Origin of the sequence: Pseudomonas sp. B707, assembly GCF_022496685.1 — a bacterium.
Classification (GTDB): Bacteria; Pseudomonadota; Gammaproteobacteria; order Pseudomonadales; family Pseudomonadaceae; genus Aquipseudomonas; species Aquipseudomonas paraglycinae.
Map to the genome: position 1 here is coordinate 211,146 of NZ_WTVE01000023.1, position 16,409 is coordinate 227,554.

The 16,409-nt window shown below is 60.4% G+C and carries 12 protein-coding genes; 7 read left to right on the forward strand and 5 right to left on the reverse strand.

The window, feature by feature from the left end; all coding sequences use genetic code 11:
• Positions 1–65 precede the first annotated feature (65 nt).
• The 5 genes from aroB (at position 66) to hemE (ending at position 10,353) form a co-directional block, all read left to right on the forward strand.
• Entirely contained in the window at positions 66–1,166 is a 1,101-nt protein-coding gene (aroB, locus tag GQX66_RS11395) for a 3-dehydroquinate synthase (protein ID WP_011332082.1), read from the forward strand.
• Between the two features lie 10 nt (positions 1,167–1,176).
• Positions 1,177–2,784 carry an AAA family ATPase gene (locus GQX66_RS11400; protein ID WP_085746420.1) on the forward strand — a complete coding sequence of 536 codons (1,608 nt, stop codon included), beginning with the start codon at positions 1,177–1,179 and terminating at the stop codon, positions 2,782–2,784.
• Between the two features lie 350 nt (positions 2,785–3,134).
• Positions 3,135–7,580: a glutamate synthase large subunit gene (gltB, locus tag GQX66_RS11405; RefSeq protein ID WP_085746421.1), complete on the forward strand. Its 4,446-nt coding sequence runs from the start codon at positions 3,135–3,137 to the stop codon at positions 7,578–7,580.
• Positions 7,581–7,613: 33 nt separating this feature from the next.
• Entirely contained in the window at positions 7,614–9,032 is a 1,419-nt protein-coding gene (locus GQX66_RS11410; protein WP_007909438.1) for an FAD-dependent oxidoreductase, read from the forward strand.
• A gap of 253 nt (positions 9,033–9,285) precedes the next feature.
• Positions 9,286–10,353: a uroporphyrinogen decarboxylase gene (hemE, locus tag GQX66_RS11415; RefSeq protein WP_007952372.1), complete on the forward strand. Its 1,068-nt coding sequence runs from the start codon at positions 9,286–9,288 to the stop codon at positions 10,351–10,353.
• 71 nt (positions 10,354–10,424) lie between these two features.
• Here the strand turns inward: hemE and GQX66_RS11420 are convergent, their stop codons facing one another.
• The 3 genes from GQX66_RS11420 to GQX66_RS11430 all read right to left on the reverse strand — a co-directional run bounded on the left by GQX66_RS11420 (position 10,425) and on the right by GQX66_RS11430 (position 13,689).
• On the reverse strand, positions 10,425–11,069 hold the full coding sequence (locus tag GQX66_RS11420; RefSeq protein WP_134023631.1) for a retron system putative HNH endonuclease: 645 nt from the start codon (positions 11,067–11,069) through the stop codon (positions 10,425–10,427).
• Entirely contained in the window at positions 11,066–12,334 is a 1,269-nt protein-coding gene (locus GQX66_RS11425) for an AAA family ATPase (RefSeq protein WP_240868941.1), read from the reverse strand. The genes GQX66_RS11420 and GQX66_RS11425 overlap by 4 nt, the downstream gene beginning before the upstream one ends.
• Positions 12,335–12,411: 77 nt before the next feature.
• A complete protein-coding gene (locus tag GQX66_RS11430; RefSeq protein ID WP_240868944.1) occupies positions 12,412–13,689 on the reverse strand; it encodes an MFS transporter in 1,278 nt (425 codons plus the stop codon).
• A 118-nt stretch (positions 13,690–13,807) separates the two neighbouring features.
• On the opposite strand from GQX66_RS11430, the gene GQX66_RS11435 reads away from it, so the two are divergent.
• Positions 13,808–14,704 (forward strand): LysR family transcriptional regulator, encoded by an 897-nt coding sequence (locus GQX66_RS11435; RefSeq protein ID WP_085746425.1) that lies wholly within the window; start codon positions 13,808–13,810, stop codon positions 14,702–14,704.
• On the opposite strand, the gene GQX66_RS11440 is transcribed toward GQX66_RS11435, so the two are convergent.
• Positions 14,705–15,142, reverse strand: coding sequence for an excinuclease (locus GQX66_RS11440; RefSeq protein ID WP_240868947.1), 438 nt, complete (start codon positions 15,140–15,142; stop codon positions 14,705–14,707). It lies immediately after the preceding gene.
• Between the two features lie 165 nt (positions 15,143–15,307).
• Here GQX66_RS11440 and GQX66_RS11445 point away from each other — a divergent pair, with 165 nt between their 5' ends.
• The gene (locus GQX66_RS11445; protein WP_240868956.1) at positions 15,308–15,739 is read left to right on the forward strand and encodes a type II toxin-antitoxin system PemK/MazF family toxin; all 432 of its coding nucleotides are present in this window, start codon (positions 15,308–15,310) and stop codon (positions 15,737–15,739) included.
• A 209-nt stretch (positions 15,740–15,948) separates the two neighbouring features.
• Here GQX66_RS11445 and GQX66_RS11450 read toward each other — a convergent pair whose 3' ends face one another.
• Positions 15,949–16,389 (reverse strand): excinuclease, encoded by a 441-nt coding sequence (locus tag GQX66_RS11450; RefSeq protein WP_240868959.1) that lies wholly within the window; start codon positions 16,387–16,389, stop codon positions 15,949–15,951.
• Between the last annotated feature and the right edge of the window lie 20 nt (positions 16,390–16,409).

Here is a 16,409-nt window from a genome sequence, read left to right on the forward strand (position 1 = left end):
GCACATGCCGTGAACATTCGATAATTCCAGGCAGGACGCCTGCTTCATCTTCATCGTGGGGACACATGCAGACACTCAAGGTCGACCTAGGCGAGCGCAGCTACCCGATTCACATTGGCGAAGGATTACTGGACCAGCCTGAACTGCTGGCCCCGCATATCCACGGGCGGCAAGTGGCAATCATCTCCAACGAGACCGTTGCGCCGCTCTATCTCGAACGTCTGACCCGCAGCCTGGCGCAGTTCTCGGTGGTTTCCGTGGTGCTGCCCGACGGCGAAGCCTTCAAGAACTGGGAAACCCTGCAACTGATCTTCGACGGCCTGCTGACCGCCCGTCATGACCGTCGCACCACGGTGATCGCCCTCGGCGGCGGTGTGATCGGCGACATGGCCGGTTTCGCGGCCGCCTGCTACCAGCGCGGCGTCGATTTCATCCAGATCCCTACCACGCTGCTGTCCCAGGTCGATTCTTCGGTGGGTGGCAAGACCGGGATCAACCATCCGCTGGGCAAGAACATGGTTGGCGCGTTCTATCAGCCGAACGTGGTGCTGATCGATACCGCGTCCCTGAAAACCCTGCCAGCGCGCGAGCTGTCGGCCGGCCTGGCGGAAGTCATCAAGTACGGTCTGATCTGTGATGAACCTTTCCTGACCTGGCTCGAAGACAACGTCGACGCCCTGCGTGCTCTGGATCAAACGGCCCTGACCTATGCCATCGAGCGCTCCTGCGCCGCCAAGGCTGCAGTGGTCGGCGCCGACGAGAAGGAAACCGGCGTACGGGCCACGCTCAATCTCGGCCACACCTTTGGCCACGCCATCGAAACCCACATGGGCTATGGTGTCTGGTTGCATGGCGAAGCGGTCGCCGCTGGCACCGTGATGGCGCTGGAAATGTCCGCGCGCCTGGGCTGGATCAGTGAGCAGGAGCGCGATCGCGGCATTCGCCTGTTCCAGCGTGCCGGTCTGCCGGTGATCCCGCCGGAAGAGATGACTGAAGCCGATTTTCTTGAACACATGGCAATTGACAAAAAAGTGATCGACGGTCGCTTGCGCCTGGTGCTGCTGCGCCGGATGGGCGAAGCGGTGGTGACCGACGATTATCCGAAAGAGGTTCTACAGGCCACGCTGGGAGCGGATTACCGCGCTCTGGCTCAGCTTAAAGGTTAATAAGATTCCGATGACTAGTTTGCATGCCGACGAGGCGTTCCTCGGCCATTTCCAGTTAAGTCACGACCCTTTCGCGCCGCGGGTGCCGGGCTTCAAATTCTTCCCGGCCCAGCGCAAGCCGGTGCTGGGGCAGTTGCATCATCTGGCGCGTTACAGCCAGTTGCTGCTGGTGGTCACCGGCCCGCAGGGCAGCGGCAAGACCCTGCTGCGTCAGGCGCTGGTTGCCAGCACCAACAAGCAATCGGTGCAGAGCGTCGTCGTTTCCGCCCGTGGCGCCGGCGATGCAGCTGGTGTGCTGCGCCAGATCGCCCAGGCGCTGGACGTGGCCCAGGCCGAAGTCGGGGCGATCCTCGATCAGGTCGTGCAGCTGGCGCTGACCGGTCAGGAAGTCTATCTGCTGGTGGACGATGCCGAGCAGCTCGACGAGTCCGCGCTTGAAGCGCTGATGGCGCTGGGCGCCGGCGCGCCGGAAGGCCGTCCGCATGTGTTCCTGTTCGGTGAGTCGTCGCTGATCGCCCAGCTCGAGGCTTTGCACCTTGAGGAAGAGCGCTTCCACGTCATCGAATTGCAGCCGTACACCGAAGAAGAAACCCGCGAGTATCTCGACCAGCGGCTTGAAGGCGCCGGCCGGGGTGTCGAACTTTTCACCGCGGATCAGATCTCTGATATTCACGAAAGCTCCGAGGGTTGGCCGGGCAACATCAACCAGGTTGCTCGCGATGCTCTGATCGAAGTCATGATTGCCAGCCGCTCTGCGGTCAAGCGTCCAAGTATGGGGTTCAACATGCCGAAGAAACACGTATTGGCGATTTCCGCCGTCGTTGTGGTCGCGGTCGCTGCCGCCTGGCTGATGCCGGGTCGCAACAAGGCACCGACCACCGGTGCGCCGGCCAACGAGCAGGCGCAACTGCCCTTGGGCCAGGGTACGCCGCAAGCGGGTGGCGCACCGTCCGTCGAATTCAACGGCAATACCCAGCCGATGCCGCTGCCATTGGTCGGCAACTCGCAGCCGGTAATGCGCGGTCCGCTGGCTGAAGCCGCTGGGGGCATCACTGAAGGCGACGACGGCGTGCCGGTCGAAGGTTCCAGCAACACGCCACCGACCGTGACCACCACCGCGCCACCCGCGGGCGTTCAGGCCGGTCCGGCTCCTACGCCAGTTCCGGTTCCAGTCCCGTCAGCCAAGCCGACCCCGGCGCCGACCCAGGTAGCTACCGCCAAGCCTGTGCCTGCTCCGGCAGCTCCAGCGGCCAAACCGGCTCCGGCGCCTGCCAAGCCTGTTGCCGCCGCCAAACCGGCCGAGAAGCCGGTCACCGTCGCCAAGGCCGCCGGTGGCAGCTGGTACGCCGGTCAGCCGACCAGCAACTACGTGGTGCAGATCCTCGGTACCAGCTCCGAAGCGACCGCGCAAAACTTCGTCAAGGAGCAGGGCGGCGAGTACCGTTATTTCAAGAAAGTCCTCAACGGCAAGCCTCTCTACGTGATCACCTACGGCAACTTCGCCAATCGTGATGCAGCCGTTTCTGCCATCAAGGCCTTGCCAGCGAAGGTTCAGGCTGGTAAACCTTGGCCTCGCACTGTCGCCAGCGTCCAACAGGAACTGGCAACAACTCGCTGAAGATTCGGCGGCCTTACCCAGGCCGCCTCTCCAAGCACCTCAAAATCTCTACAAGTGCGCGCCGTCTCTACAGACCGCGTGCCTTGTGGTGTCTGCGTCACAGTAGTCTTTGAGTCGTTGCGGTCAAAATTAAAAAAGTTTTGACTAGCACAGCAGATCGCTTTAAACCTTTCACAAATGCGACATGAATTTGCGACATTTCGTCGTCAAATTTGTGAGCCTCTGTGTCGCTGTGTACAATGACCACCCTTTTGCCCCCGCAAAGCCGGCGTACGTTCGGCGCGGCAAGCAAGTGGTTGAATTGAAAAGAAATTTGCCTCGTTAAGAGGCAGCCTGGTGAGAAAGTGTCTATGAAAGCAGGTCTGTACCAACCAGATGAATTCAAGGATAACTGCGGTTTCGGCCTGATAGCCCATATGCAGGGCGAACCCAGTCATACCCTTTTGCAAACGGCCATCGAGGCCCTGACCTGCATGACCCACCGCGGTGGGATTAATGCCGACGGCAAGACCGGTGACGGTTGCGGTCTGCTGATTCAAAAGCCCGACGCGTTCCTGCGTGCCATTGCCCAGGAAACCTTCAGCGTCGAGCTGCCCAAGCAATATGCCGTGGGCATGGTCTTCTTCAATCAGGATCCGGCCAAGGCCGAAGCCGCTCGCGAGAACATGAACCGCGAGATCCTGGCCGAAGGCCTGCAATTGATCGGCTGGCGTAAAGTGCCGATCGACACCAGCGTCCTCGGCCGCCTGGCCCTTGAGCGCCTGCCGCAAATCGAGCAGGTGTACATCGGTGGTGAAGGCCTGAGCGATCAGGACATGGCGGTCAAGCTGTTCAGCGCCCGTCGTCGTTCGTCGGTGGCCAACGCCGCCGACACCGATCACTACATCTGCAGCTTTTCCCACAAGACCATCATCTATAAAGGCCTGATGATGCCGGCCGACCTGGCCGCGTTTTATCCGGACCTGAGCGACGAGCGCCTGCAAACCGCAATCTGCGTGTTCCACCAGCGCTTCTCCACCAACACCCTGCCGAAATGGCCGCTGGCCCAGCCATTCCGCTTCCTCGCCCATAACGGCGAGATCAACACCATCACCGGCAACCGCAACTGGGCCCAGGCCCGTCGCACCAAGTTCACCAACGATCTGATGGATCTGGAAGAACTCGGCCCGCTGGTCAACCGTGTCGGTTCTGACTCCTCGAGCATGGACAACATGCTTGAGCTGATGGTCACCGGCGGCATCGACCTGTTCCGTGGCGTGCGGATGATCATTCCGCCAGCGTGGCAGAACGTCGAAACCATGGACCCGGATCTGCGTGCGTTCTACGAGTACAACTCGATGCACATGGAGCCGTGGGACGGCCCGGCCGGCGTGGTAATGACCGACGGTCGCTACGCGGTGTGCCTGCTCGACCGTAACGGTCTGCGCCCGGCGCGCTGGGTCACCACCACCAACGGTTTCATCACCCTCGCGTCGGAAATCGGCGTGTGGGACTACAAGCCTGAGGACGTGATTGCCAAAGGCCGTGTCGGCCCGGGCCAGATCTTCGCCGTGGACACCGAAACCGGGCAGATCCTCGACACCGACGCGATCGACAACCGTCTCAAATCCCGTCATCCGTACAAGCAATGGCTGCGCAAGAATGCCCTGCGCATCCAGGCGACCATGGAAGACAACGACCACGGTTCGGCTTTCTACGACGTCGATCAGCTCAAGCAGTACATGAAGATGTATCAGGTCACGTTCGAAGAGCGCGATCAGGTACTGCGTCCGCTTGGCGAACAAGGCTACGAAGCCGTTGGCTCGATGGGCGACGACACGCCGATGGCCGTGCTGTCCCAGCGCGTGCGCACGCCGTACGACTATTTCCGCCAGCAGTTCGCGCAGGTGACCAACCCGCCGATCGACCCGCTGCGTGAAGCGATCGTGATGTCGCTGGAGATCTGCCTCGGTGCCGAGCGCAACATCTTCCAGGAATCGCCGGAGCACGCTTCGCGCGTGATCCTCAGCTCGCCGGTCATTTCCCCGGCCAAGTGGCGCTCGCTGATGAACCTCGACCGCCCGGGTTTCGAGCGGCAGATCATCGACCTCAACTACGACGAAAGCGTCGGCCTCGAAGCGGCGATCCGCAACGTCGCCGATCAGGCTGAAGAAGCCGTGCGCGCCGGTCGTACCCAGATCGTACTGAGCGATCGCCATATCGCTCCTGGCAAACTGCCGATCCACGCCTCGCTGGCCACCGGCGCGGTGCACCACCGCCTGACCGAAAAAGGCCTTCGCTGCGACTCCAACATCCTGGTTGAAACCGCCACCGCACGCGATCCGCACCACTTCGCCGTGCTGATCGGTTTCGGCGCCTCGGCGGTCTATCCGTTCCTCGCGTACGAAGTGCTGGGCGACCTGATCCGTACCGGTGAAGTGCTGGGCGACCTCTATGAGGTGTTCAAGAACTACCGCAAAGGCATCACCAAAGGTCTGTTGAAGATCCTGTCGAAGATGGGCATCTCGACCATCGCGTCCTATCGCGGTGCTCAGCTGTTCGAAGCCATCGGCCTGTCCGAAGAAGTCTGCGACCTGAGCTTCCGTGGCGTGCCGAGCCGCATCAAAGGTGCGCGTTTCATCGACATCGAAGCCGAGCAGAAAGCACTGGCCACCGAAGCCTGGAGTCCGCGCAAGCCGATCCAGCAGGGCGGTCTGCTGAAGTTCGTCCACGGTGGCGAATATCATGCGTACAACCCGGACGTGGTCAACACCCTGCAAGCCGCCGTGCAGCAGGGCGACTACGCCAAATTCAAGGAATACACCTCGCTGGTGGACAACCGTCCGGTGTCGATGATCCGCGACCTGTTCAAGGTCAAGACCCTCGACACGCCGCTGGACATCAGTGAAGTCGAGCCGCTGGAATCGGTGCTCAAGCGCTTCGACTCCGCCGGTATCTCGCTGGGCGCCCTGTCGCCGGAAGCTCACGAAGCCCTGGCCGAAGCCATGAACCGCCTCGGTGCGCGTTCCAACTCCGGCGAAGGCGGCGAAGACCCGGCGCGCTACGGCACCATCAAGAGCTCGAAAATCAAACAGGTCGCGACCGGCCGTTTCGGTGTGACCCCGGAATACCTGGTCAACGCCGAAGTGCTGCAGATCAAGGTCGCCCAGGGCGCCAAGCCGGGCGAGGGCGGGCAACTGCCGGGCGGTAAAGTGAACGGGCTGATCGCCAAGCTGCGTTACGCAGTGCCGGGCGTGACCCTGATTTCGCCACCGCCGCACCACGACATCTATTCGATCGAAGACTTGTCGCAGCTGATCTTCGACCTGAAACAGGTCAACCCGAAGGCGCTGGTTTCGGTGAAACTCGTGGCTGAAGCGGGCGTCGGCACCATCGCCGCCGGTGTGGCCAAGGCCTATGCGGACTTGATCACCATTTCCGGCTATGACGGTGGCACCGGTGCTTCGCCGCTGACCTCGATCAAATACGCGGGCGCTCCGTGGGAACTCGGCCTGGCCGAAACCCACCAGACCCTGCGCGGCAACGACCTGCGCGGCAAGGTTCGGGTACAGACCGACGGCGGCCTGAAGACCGGCCTCGACGTGATCAAGGCAGCCATCCTCGGCGCCGAAAGCTTCGGCTTCGGTACTGCACCGATGATCGCGCTGGGCTGCAAATACCTGCGTATCTGCCACCTGAACAACTGCGCCACCGGCGTCGCGACTCAGAACGAGAAGTTGCGCAAGGATCACTACATCGGCACCGTCGACATGGTGGTGAACTTCTTCACCTACGTCGCCGAAGAAACCCGTGAGTGGCTGGCCAAGCTGGGCGTGCGCTCCCTCGAAGAGCTGATCGGCCGTACCGATCTGCTGGAAATCCTCGAAGGCCAGACCGCCAAGCAGCATCACCTGGATCTGACTCCGCTGCTCGGCAGCGACCACATCCCGGCGGACAAGCCTCAGTTCTGCGGCGTCGAGCGCAACCCGCCCTTCGACCAGGGCCTGCTGGCCGAGAAAATGGTCGAGATGGCGACGTCGGCGATCAACGACCTCAGCGGCGCCGAGTTCGATCTGGACATCTGCAACTGCGACCGTTCGATCGGCGCACGGATCTCCGGCGAAATCGCGCGCAAGCACGGCAACCAGGGCATGGCGAAAGCGCCGATCACCTTCCGCTTCAAGGGCACTGCCGGTCAGAGCTTCGGCGTGTGGAACGCCGGCGGTCTGAACATGTACCTTGAAGGCGACGCCAACGACTACGTCGGCAAAGGCATGACCGGTGGCAAGCTGACCATCGTGCCGCCGAAGGGCAGCGTTTATAAGACTCAGGAAAGCGCCATCATCGGCAACACCTGCCTGTACGGCGCCACGGGCGGCAAGCTGTTCGCCGCCGGCACCGCAGGCGAGCGTTTCGCCGTGCGCAACTCCGGTGCCCACACGGTCGTGGAAGGCACTGGCGATCACTGCTGTGAGTACATGACCGGTGGTTTTGTCTGCGTTCTGGGCAAGACCGGTTACAACTTCGGCTCTGGCATGACCGGCGGTTTCGCCTACGTGCTCGATCAGGACAACACCTTCGTTGACCGGGTCAACCACGAACTGGTGGAAATCCAGCGGATCAGCGGCGAGGCGATGGAAGCCTATCGCAGCCACCTGCAGAACGTGCTGAACGAGTACGTCGCGGAAACCGACAGCGAGTGGGGTCGTGAGCTCGCCGAGAACCTCGATGACTACCTGCGTCGTTTCTGGCTGGTCAAGCCGAAGGCTGCCAACCTGAAGTCGTTGCTTTCCAGCACTCGTGCCAACCCGCAGTGATATGCGCCTGAAGAGTTTGATGAGGTTTTAACAATGGCTGAACGTCTGAATAACGACTTCCAGTTCATCGATGTCGGGCGCAAGGATCCGAAGAAGAAACTGTTGCGTCAACGCAAGAAAGAGTTCGTGGAAATCTACGAACCGTTCAAACCCCAGCAGTCGGCCGACCAGGCCCACCGCTGCCTGGGTTGCGGCAACCCGTATTGCGAATGGAAGTGCCCGGTGCACAACTTCATTCCGAACTGGCTGAAGCTGGTGGCCGAGGGCAACATCCTCCAGGCCGCCGAGCTGTCGCACCAGACCAACACTCTGCCGGAAGTCTGTGGCCGGGTGTGCCCGCAGGATCGTCTGTGCGAGGGTGCCTGCACCCTCAACGACGGTTTCGGTGCGGTGACCATCGGTTCGGTCGAGAAGTACATCACCGACACCGCGTTCGCCATGGGCTGGCGCCCGGACATGTCCAAGGTCAAACCGACCGGCAAGCGTGTCGCGATCATCGGTGCAGGCCCGGCGGGCCTCGGTTGTGCCGACGTGCTGGTGCGCGGCGGCGTGACCCCGGTGGTGTTCGACAAGAACCCGGAAATCGGCGGTCTGCTGACCTTCGGCATCCCCGAGTTCAAGCTCGAGAAGACCGTGCTGAGCAATCGCCGCGAAGTCTTCACCGGCATGGGCATCGAGTTCCGCCTCAACACCGAGGTCGGCAAGGACGTGACCATGGAGCAACTGCTCGCCGAATACGATGCCGTGTTCATGGGCATGGGCACCTACACCTACATGAAAGGCGGTTTTGCCGGTGAAGATCTGCCGGGCGTTTATGACGCGCTGGACTTCCTGATCGCCAACGTCAACCGCAACCTGGGCTTTGAAAAGTCGCCGGAAGATTTCGTCGACATGAAAGGCAAGAAGGTAGTGGTGCTGGGCGGTGGCGACACGGCGATGGACTGCAACCGCACGTCGATCCGCCAGGGCGCCAAGTCGGTGACCTGCGCTTATCGTCGTGACGAAGCGAACATGCCCGGCTCGCGCAAAGAGGTGAAGAACGCCAAGGAAGAAGGCGTGAAATTCCTCTACAACCGCCAGCCGATCGCCATCGTTGGCGAGGACAAGGTCGAAGGCGTGAAAGTGGTCGAGACCCGTCTCGGCGAGCCGGACGCCCGTGGCCGTCGCAGTCCCGAGCCGATCCCGGGCTCCGAAGAGATCATCCCGGCCGACGCCGTGGTCATCGCTTTCGGTTTCCGTCCGAGCCCGGCGCCGTGGTTCGAGCAGTTCGAGATCCAGACCGACAGCCAGGGCCGTGTCGTTGCGCCCGAGCAGGGACAGTACAAGCACCAGACCAGCAACCCGAAAATCTTCGCCGGTGGCGATATGGTGCGCGGTTCCGACCTGGTGGTGACGGCGATCTTCGAAGGCCGCAATGCAGCTGAAGGGATTCTGGATTACCTGGGCGTCTAAACCCGGATCCTGAGCCAAAAGCAATAAGCCTGTGGGAGCGAGCCTGCTCGCGATGGCGGTGAATCAGTCACCAGACGTATTGGCTGACAATCCGCTATCGCGAGCAGGCTCGCTCCCACAGTTGTTTCTCGCTGTTGCTGATGCCCCGTATTTATTGCGACAAATTGACCCGATAGACAAAAGGCTGACCTGCATCCGTGCCTTTTGCGTCGCGCTCTGAGAAAATGCCCGCACTTTTTTTCCGGATGCCGACATGACTGCCCTGAAGAACGACCGTTTCCTCCGCGCCCTGCTCAAGCAACCCGTAGACGTCACCCCTGTGTGGATGATGCGCCAGGCCGGCCGCTACCTGCCGGAATACCGCGCCAGCCGCGCCCAGGCCGGTGATTTCATGAGCCTGTGCATGAATCCGGAATTCGCCTGCGAAGTCACGCTGCAACCGCTGGACCGCTATCCGCAACTGGACGCGGCGATCCTGTTCTCCGACATCCTCACCATTCCCGATGCCATGGGCCAGGGCCTGTACTTCGAGACCGGTGAAGGTCCGCGCTTCAAGAAAGTCGTCAGCACCCTGGCCGACATCGAAGCCCTGCCGATCCCGGATCCGCACAAAGATCTCGGTTATGTGATGGACGCGGTCAGCACCATCCGCCGCGAGCTGAACGGCCGTGTACCGCTGATCGGTTTCTCCGGGAGCCCGTGGACCCTCGCCACGTACATGGTCGAAGGCGGCTCGTCGAAAGACTTCCGCAAGACCAAGGCGATGCTCTACGACAACCCGCAAGCCATGCACCTGCTGCTGGACAAGCTGGCGCAGTCGGTGACTTCTTACTTGAACGGCCAGATCCAGGCCGGCGCGCAAGCGGTGCAGATCTTCGATACCTGGGGCGGCAACCTGTCGGCGGCGGCGTATCAGGAATTCTCCCTGGCCTACATGAAGAAAATCGTCAGCGGCCTGATCCGCGAGCACGACGGTCGCAAGGTGCCGGTGATCCTCTTCACCAAGAACGGCGGCCTGTGGCTGGAAAGCATCGCCGACGCCGGCGCCGACGCACTGGGTCTGGACTGGACCTGCGACATCGGCAACGCCCGCGCCCGCGTCGGCGACAAGGTCGCGCTGCAAGGCAACATGGACCCGACCGTGCTGTACGCCAAGCCGGAAGCGATCCGCACCGAAGTCGGGCGCATCCTCGCCAGCTACGGTAAAGGCAGCGGCCACGTGTTCAACCTCGGCCACGGCATCACCCCGGAAGTCGACCCGGAACACGCCGGCGCGTTCCTGCGTGCGGTGCATGAGTTGTCGGCGCAGTATCACGAGTAATCGGCGCTCAGCGCTAAAGGTAGAAAACAAAAACGCCCGGCTTATGCCGGGCGTTTTTGTTTGCGATGGGTTTAGCGTCCGAGGAGTTGTTCGGCGTAGCGGGCGATGATGTGGTCGAAGGGTTTTTGATTGGGAATCGCGGTATTTCTGATCGCCGTCACCAACCGCTCAAGCTCTTCCTCGCTGATTTGCATGACGAACTCATCATCGAAGAGGCGGCGGATTGTGTCCTGCCGTCGATTTTTGAGGTAGGGGATGTGTAGCGCCAATACCTCGATCATCTTTGTGGCGGGAAGGTCGTCAGAGTCCTTCGGCTGGATTTCGCCGGTTCGCAGATATCGGAAGCGCTGTTCACAGTTCTCGTCAGTGGGAGAAATGTGTTGGTTTTCGTCGAACCAGTTGCCCTTCTTATGGCCGCAGTGCAACGGATTGCCGGGCTTGGTTTCTCGCAGGCAGGAGGCATGAAGGTTGTGAAACTCCAACGCCAGCTCTTCGAAATGCTCTTGAGGTCTGAAGTGCTCGATATGGCTGGTCGAGGCATCTATTTCCCGGCCGCAATAACAGCAGAAAAAGCCTTGCTCCTTAAGCAGGGCATTATGCAAATCGCGTTTTTGCGGGTTTTGTAGCGTTGGGTAAGTTGGGCTCCACTCGTCGTTCGCCGAGCTTTTCCAATCTGTAAATGAAGCGGGTTCAGTTCCTTTGAGCACTCGCTTCATTTGCCGAGAATCTCCTTGCGCCTGATCAGTGCTTCGGCGCCGGCGAATTCCGGTAGGTCGGGGGCTTTCTTTTTCAGCGCCTCAAGTTGTGATTTTGCCTTTTCGAGGTCGTTGTCTTCCAACGTGGAAAAAAGCTCGGACAGCAGATCTTCGATCTCTGGTTCGCGCTGCGTAACGCCCATTACCTCTTCAAGCACGCTGCTGGAATCCAGACCGTAGGTGACCCGCGGATGAGTAGGATCCCCGTTGTGCAACACGATGACTTCCTCAGGCTTCAGGCTGCCGATGATTTGTGGGGAATGGCTTGCGGCGATGAACTGGACTTTGGGGAATGCCTGTCTCAATGCCGGGGCGATGCTGCGTTGCCAGGCCGGATGCAGATGGATATCCAGTTCGTCGATGATCACCACGCCGGAGGTGTTTTTCAGAACGTCCTTACCCATGTGGGGGTTGAGGATGCACATGCGGCGGGCGATATCGGCGAACAACGCAACCATCCCGCGCTGACCATCGCTAAGCTCATTGAAAGGAGTGGTCTTTCCATCCAGGTCGATCAACAAGCTTTGCAGCCGGAGGTCATAGCGAAAATTTTGTGCGTGGGGAATAGCGCGCTCGATCGCAGTGTTTACCCAGTAAAGTTCGTCGTCGAACTCAAGTGACTGGGTGTTGGAATCAAGGAGGTTCTGCATCCGTTCGAGCGTTCTACCGATTAACCAACTTTCAAATTCTCTGAGATCCGCAACTGCATCGAACCAGTTAACGTAGGCATCGAAGCGCGAGACGCGTTGTTTCGCGGCGAACTCAGCAGATACTCCTACCCCTTGCCAGCGGCGATTGGAGCGATAGAAAGCAAGCACAGGCAAATCGACTGGAATGGCCAGGTTGATTTTCTGTTTTAGTTTGTCTATCTCGGCGTCGAATACTGAATCTACAAGATGGGGCAAGTCTTCTGCATCTCGTTTCAGGACCCAGTCTGTAGTTCCGAAGAAACTGCCTATGCCATGTACCAGTAATGGGAACTTGCGCTCAAAGCGGCTTCTGTTTTCAAAACGATCTATGACAAAGCGAATGTCTTCATTTTTTATAGAGGTCTGACTTGGCTTCATGGCATTGCCGAGTTCGATGAACGAAACGGCAACCGCCTGCAACAACGAACTCTTCCCGCTCCCATTAACCCCCACCACCAGATTAAACCCTGGCTGAAAGTCGAACGTGGCATCTTCGTAGCAACGAAAATTCTGAATGTGGAGACGGTCCAGGCGCATTCTGGCTTCCTTTACCAAAGCAGGCGAATGCCGTCAGTGTACCTTGGCCCGTGATTACCGCTAGGGCGCAGTTGTCGCTAAACCTTTTCGCCACCACCCAGCGGCGGCAGCTTCGCCAGCTTCAACGCCACCAACAGCGCCACCAGCAACAGCGCGCCGATGAACAGGCCGATCCCGTTCCACCCGGCCAGGTGCCAGAACACTCCGCCGGCCGTCCCGGCGATGCTCGACCCGGCGTAATAGCTGAACAGGTACAACGACGACGCCTGGCCCTTGGCCTTGAGCGCCCGGCGGCCGATCCAGCTGCTGGCGACCGAGTGCGCGGCGAAGAAGCCGAAGGTGAAGATCAGCATGCCGATGATCACCAGCGGCAGCGGTGTGAACATGGTCAGGGCGAGGCCGGCGAACATCAGCGCGATGGTCGCCCACAGTACTTTGCGGCGACCCAGTTTGTCGGCCAGCGAACCGATTTTCGCCGAGCTGTAGATACCCGACAGGTACACCACCGACAACAGTCCCACGAACACTTGATCCATGTGGTACGGCTCGGCCAGCAGGCGATAACCGATGTAGTTGAACAACGTGACGAACGCGCCCATCAGCACAAACGCCTCAAGGAACAGCAACGGCAGGCCGGCATCGCGAAAGTGCATGGTGAAGCCGTCGAGCAGGCTGCGCGGATGCAGCGAGCGGGAGCGGAAGTTGCGCGATTCCGGCAGGATTTTCCAGAACACCGCCGCCGCAATCAGCGCCAGGCCGCCGATCACCATCATCGCTGTGTGCCAGCTGACGAAGTCGATCAGCACACCGGTGATCAACCGCCCGCTCATGCCGCCAATCGCGTTGCCGCCGATGTACAAACCCATCGCCAGCCCGATGTGCTGCGGATGGATTTCCTCGCTCAGGTACGTCATCGCCACCGCCGCCAGGCCACTCAATGACAGCCCGATCAGCGCACGCATGATCAGCACGCCGTGCCAGCTCGGCATCATCGAACTGGCGATGGTGCATAGCGCAGCAGCAAACAGCGCGGCGACCATCACCGGTTTGCGCCCGACCCGATCGGAAATCGGGCCGGTGATCAGCAGACCGAACGCCAGCATGCCGGTGGCCACCGACAGGATCAGGCTGCTCTGCGCAGCGTTGATCGAATACTCGTGGGACAGCAGCGGCATCATCGGCTGCACGCAGTACAGCAGGGCGAAGGTGGCGAAGCCGCCACTGAACAGCGCGAGCACCGTGCGCATGAACGCGGGCGTGCCTTTCTCGATGTAGATCTCTTGCAGTTCGGTCAGCACATCGTCCGCCGCAGCGGGCGGGACTTCATGGGCCAGTGGAGCGACGGCGGTTTTCACATCAGACCTCGGAGGGCGCGGGCAGGCAGGCAATGAAAAAATCATATAGCTGGCTAATGTTTCTATCCAATATATTGTTCGACCTGTTTGATAGCTTTCACGACCTAATGGGGTGCCCATGGAATTGCGTCATCTGCGCTACTTCATCGCCGTTGCCGAAGAACTGCACTTCGGCCGCGCCGCACAGGTGCTGGGTATCTCCCAGCCACCGCTGAGCCAGCAGATTCAGGCGCTGGAACAGGAAGTCGGCGCGCGACTGTTCGAGCGTACCAATCGTCGGGTCGAGCTCAGCGAGGCCGGGCGGTTGTTTCTGGAGGAAGCACGGCTGGTGCTCGCACAAGTCGATAAAGCGGCCGACGTGGCCCGCCGTGCACAGCTCGGCGAGCTGGGAGAGTTGAAGATCGGTTTCACCTCTTCGGCGCCGTTCAACTCGACCATTCCCCAGGCAATTTTTTCCTTCCGCCAGCGTTTCCCGGCCGTGCACCTGAACCTGCGCGAGATGAGCAGCACCATGGTGGCCGATGCGTTGGTGGACGAATCGATCGAGGTCGGCATCATGCGCCCGCTGGGCCTGCCGGATTCGCTCAGCGTGGTCGAACTGATGCGCGAGCCGCTGGTGGCCGTGCTCAGCTCCAAACATCCGTTGGCGCAGGGCTCTGAAGAGGGGCTGTTCCTCTCGGCGCTGGCCCTCGAGCCGTTCGTGTTCTTCCCGCGCAGCTACGGCAGTGGTCTGTATTCGCAGTTGATCAGTCTGGCCCGCGATGCCGGGTTCAGCCCGCACTTCGCCCAGGAGGCCGGTGAAGCCATGACCATCATCGGCCTGGTGGCAGCGGGTCTGGGCGTGTCGGTCATGCCGGCGTCGTATCAGCGGATGCGCATCGACGGCGTGGTCTACCGACCGCTGCTCGATCCCGAAGCCGTGACGGCGGTGTGGCTCGTGCAGCGCAAAGACCAGAAATCACCGATGGCCAAGGCGTTTGTCGAACTGCTCACGCGCAAGCTTGAAGCCGGTTGATCAGGGCAGCCGCACCAGATCACCCTTCAACGCCACTCGCGTCACAAACACTCCGGCCCGACATTCGCAAGTGTTCAGATCCTTGCGCACATGCTGGTCGTAGTAGCTGACGATGTTGGTCACCGCATTCGCCCCGACACGCTTGGCCTCGGCCTGCAGCGCAATCAGATTCGACTGCAACACCCACTCGCAGGAGTCGTGATCGCTCTTGTTGAAGCCGTTGGTCTTCAAATCGCTGACCACCCCGCGCCGCAACAACCGCTGAGTGCCCTGAGGCCCGTTGCCGACCAGATAAAACTTCACACTGCCATCCAGCCGCCCGGCGCGCATTGCATCCGACACGACTGTTTCGAACGGCATGTACATCAGATTGGTGGCGTGGCTGGCACTGGGGAGCAGGCCGAGAAGGGCGGCGGTGATCAGGGCTTTCGCTTGCATGGTCGTCTCCTTGACGGTGAAAGAGAACCGCGAGTACTTGACCGACCGGGCTCGCCGTTCCGGCAGGCACTGTGTATTGGCCTGTTTGAGCGAGTGTAGTTGTGGTGAACAGGTTTGGTTGGCTCGACTCCGTACATTTCGAGTAACGGAACTGTCGTAGGGAATATGGCCGTTGTTGCGCAAAATCAGTTCTTTTTCAAACGAGCGTCACGGATGCCACTTCGATATCAGCCTAAGGAGGGCAGCGTTTTGATTTGCGATTTCAGGGGTTATGAAATCCCCGAGATGGTCAAAGTCAGACCTGTTGTTGTGATACGTAAACATCGAACCAACAGCCTGTTGGTAACAGTGGTGCCGCTAAGTACTACCGCCTCTGATTGCATGCTCGGGCACCATCTCGAACTTGCAAGTCACCTTCAGGGAGCCAGCCCGACCTGTTGGGCAAAGTGCGACATGATTGCCACGGTCAGTCTCTCGCGGCTTGATCGGATCAAAAGCCGGGATCGGCAAGGCAAGCGCATTTACCTGATCTCACATCTTGCAACAGACGAGTTTCACGCCATTAAAACTGCGGTCAGACGGGCGTTGGGACTGTGATGGCAACGGAAGTGGCGCATCGAAGCCAAATGCCAGCCGTTGCTCGGCATGAGGTTTCAGGCAATACTGCCGGCGTTCCCGAAAGGGGCTTGTGAGACTCTGAGGATCCTGGGCAACCAGCCATCGCAGAGCCAGACAGGTGACAGGCGATGACAAGCCAACCTGTTTGTGAAAGGGCGCCGAAAGGCGCCCTTTGTCGTTTCCGGCCGTTATTGAACCGTCACCAGATCGCCCTTCAACGCAACGCCCGCCATGATGGCGCCCGCGTGGCATTCGTAGGTTTTCGCATCCTTGCGCTCGTTGCTCTTGTAGAAGCTGACGATGTTGGTCACGGCGTTGGCGCCGGCGTTTTTTGCGGCCTGGTGCAGGCTGATGATCGCCGATTGCACGACCCACTCGCAGGCTTCCTGGTCGGTCTTGTTGAAGGCGTTGGTCTTCTTGTTGGTCACGGCGCCGGGGCTGACGACGGTGACTTTGCCGGCCGGGGCATTGCCCGCCAGATAGAACTTCACGCTGCCGTCGATCTTGCCGGTGCGGGTCGCTTCGGCGACGGCCTTGTCGAACGGCAGGTAGACCGCCGTGTCACGGGCCTGGCTGACGGCCGGCAAGGCGCAGATGAGCAGGGTGGCAGCGAGTTTCTTGAAGTGCATGGAGGTCTCCTTGACCTGGA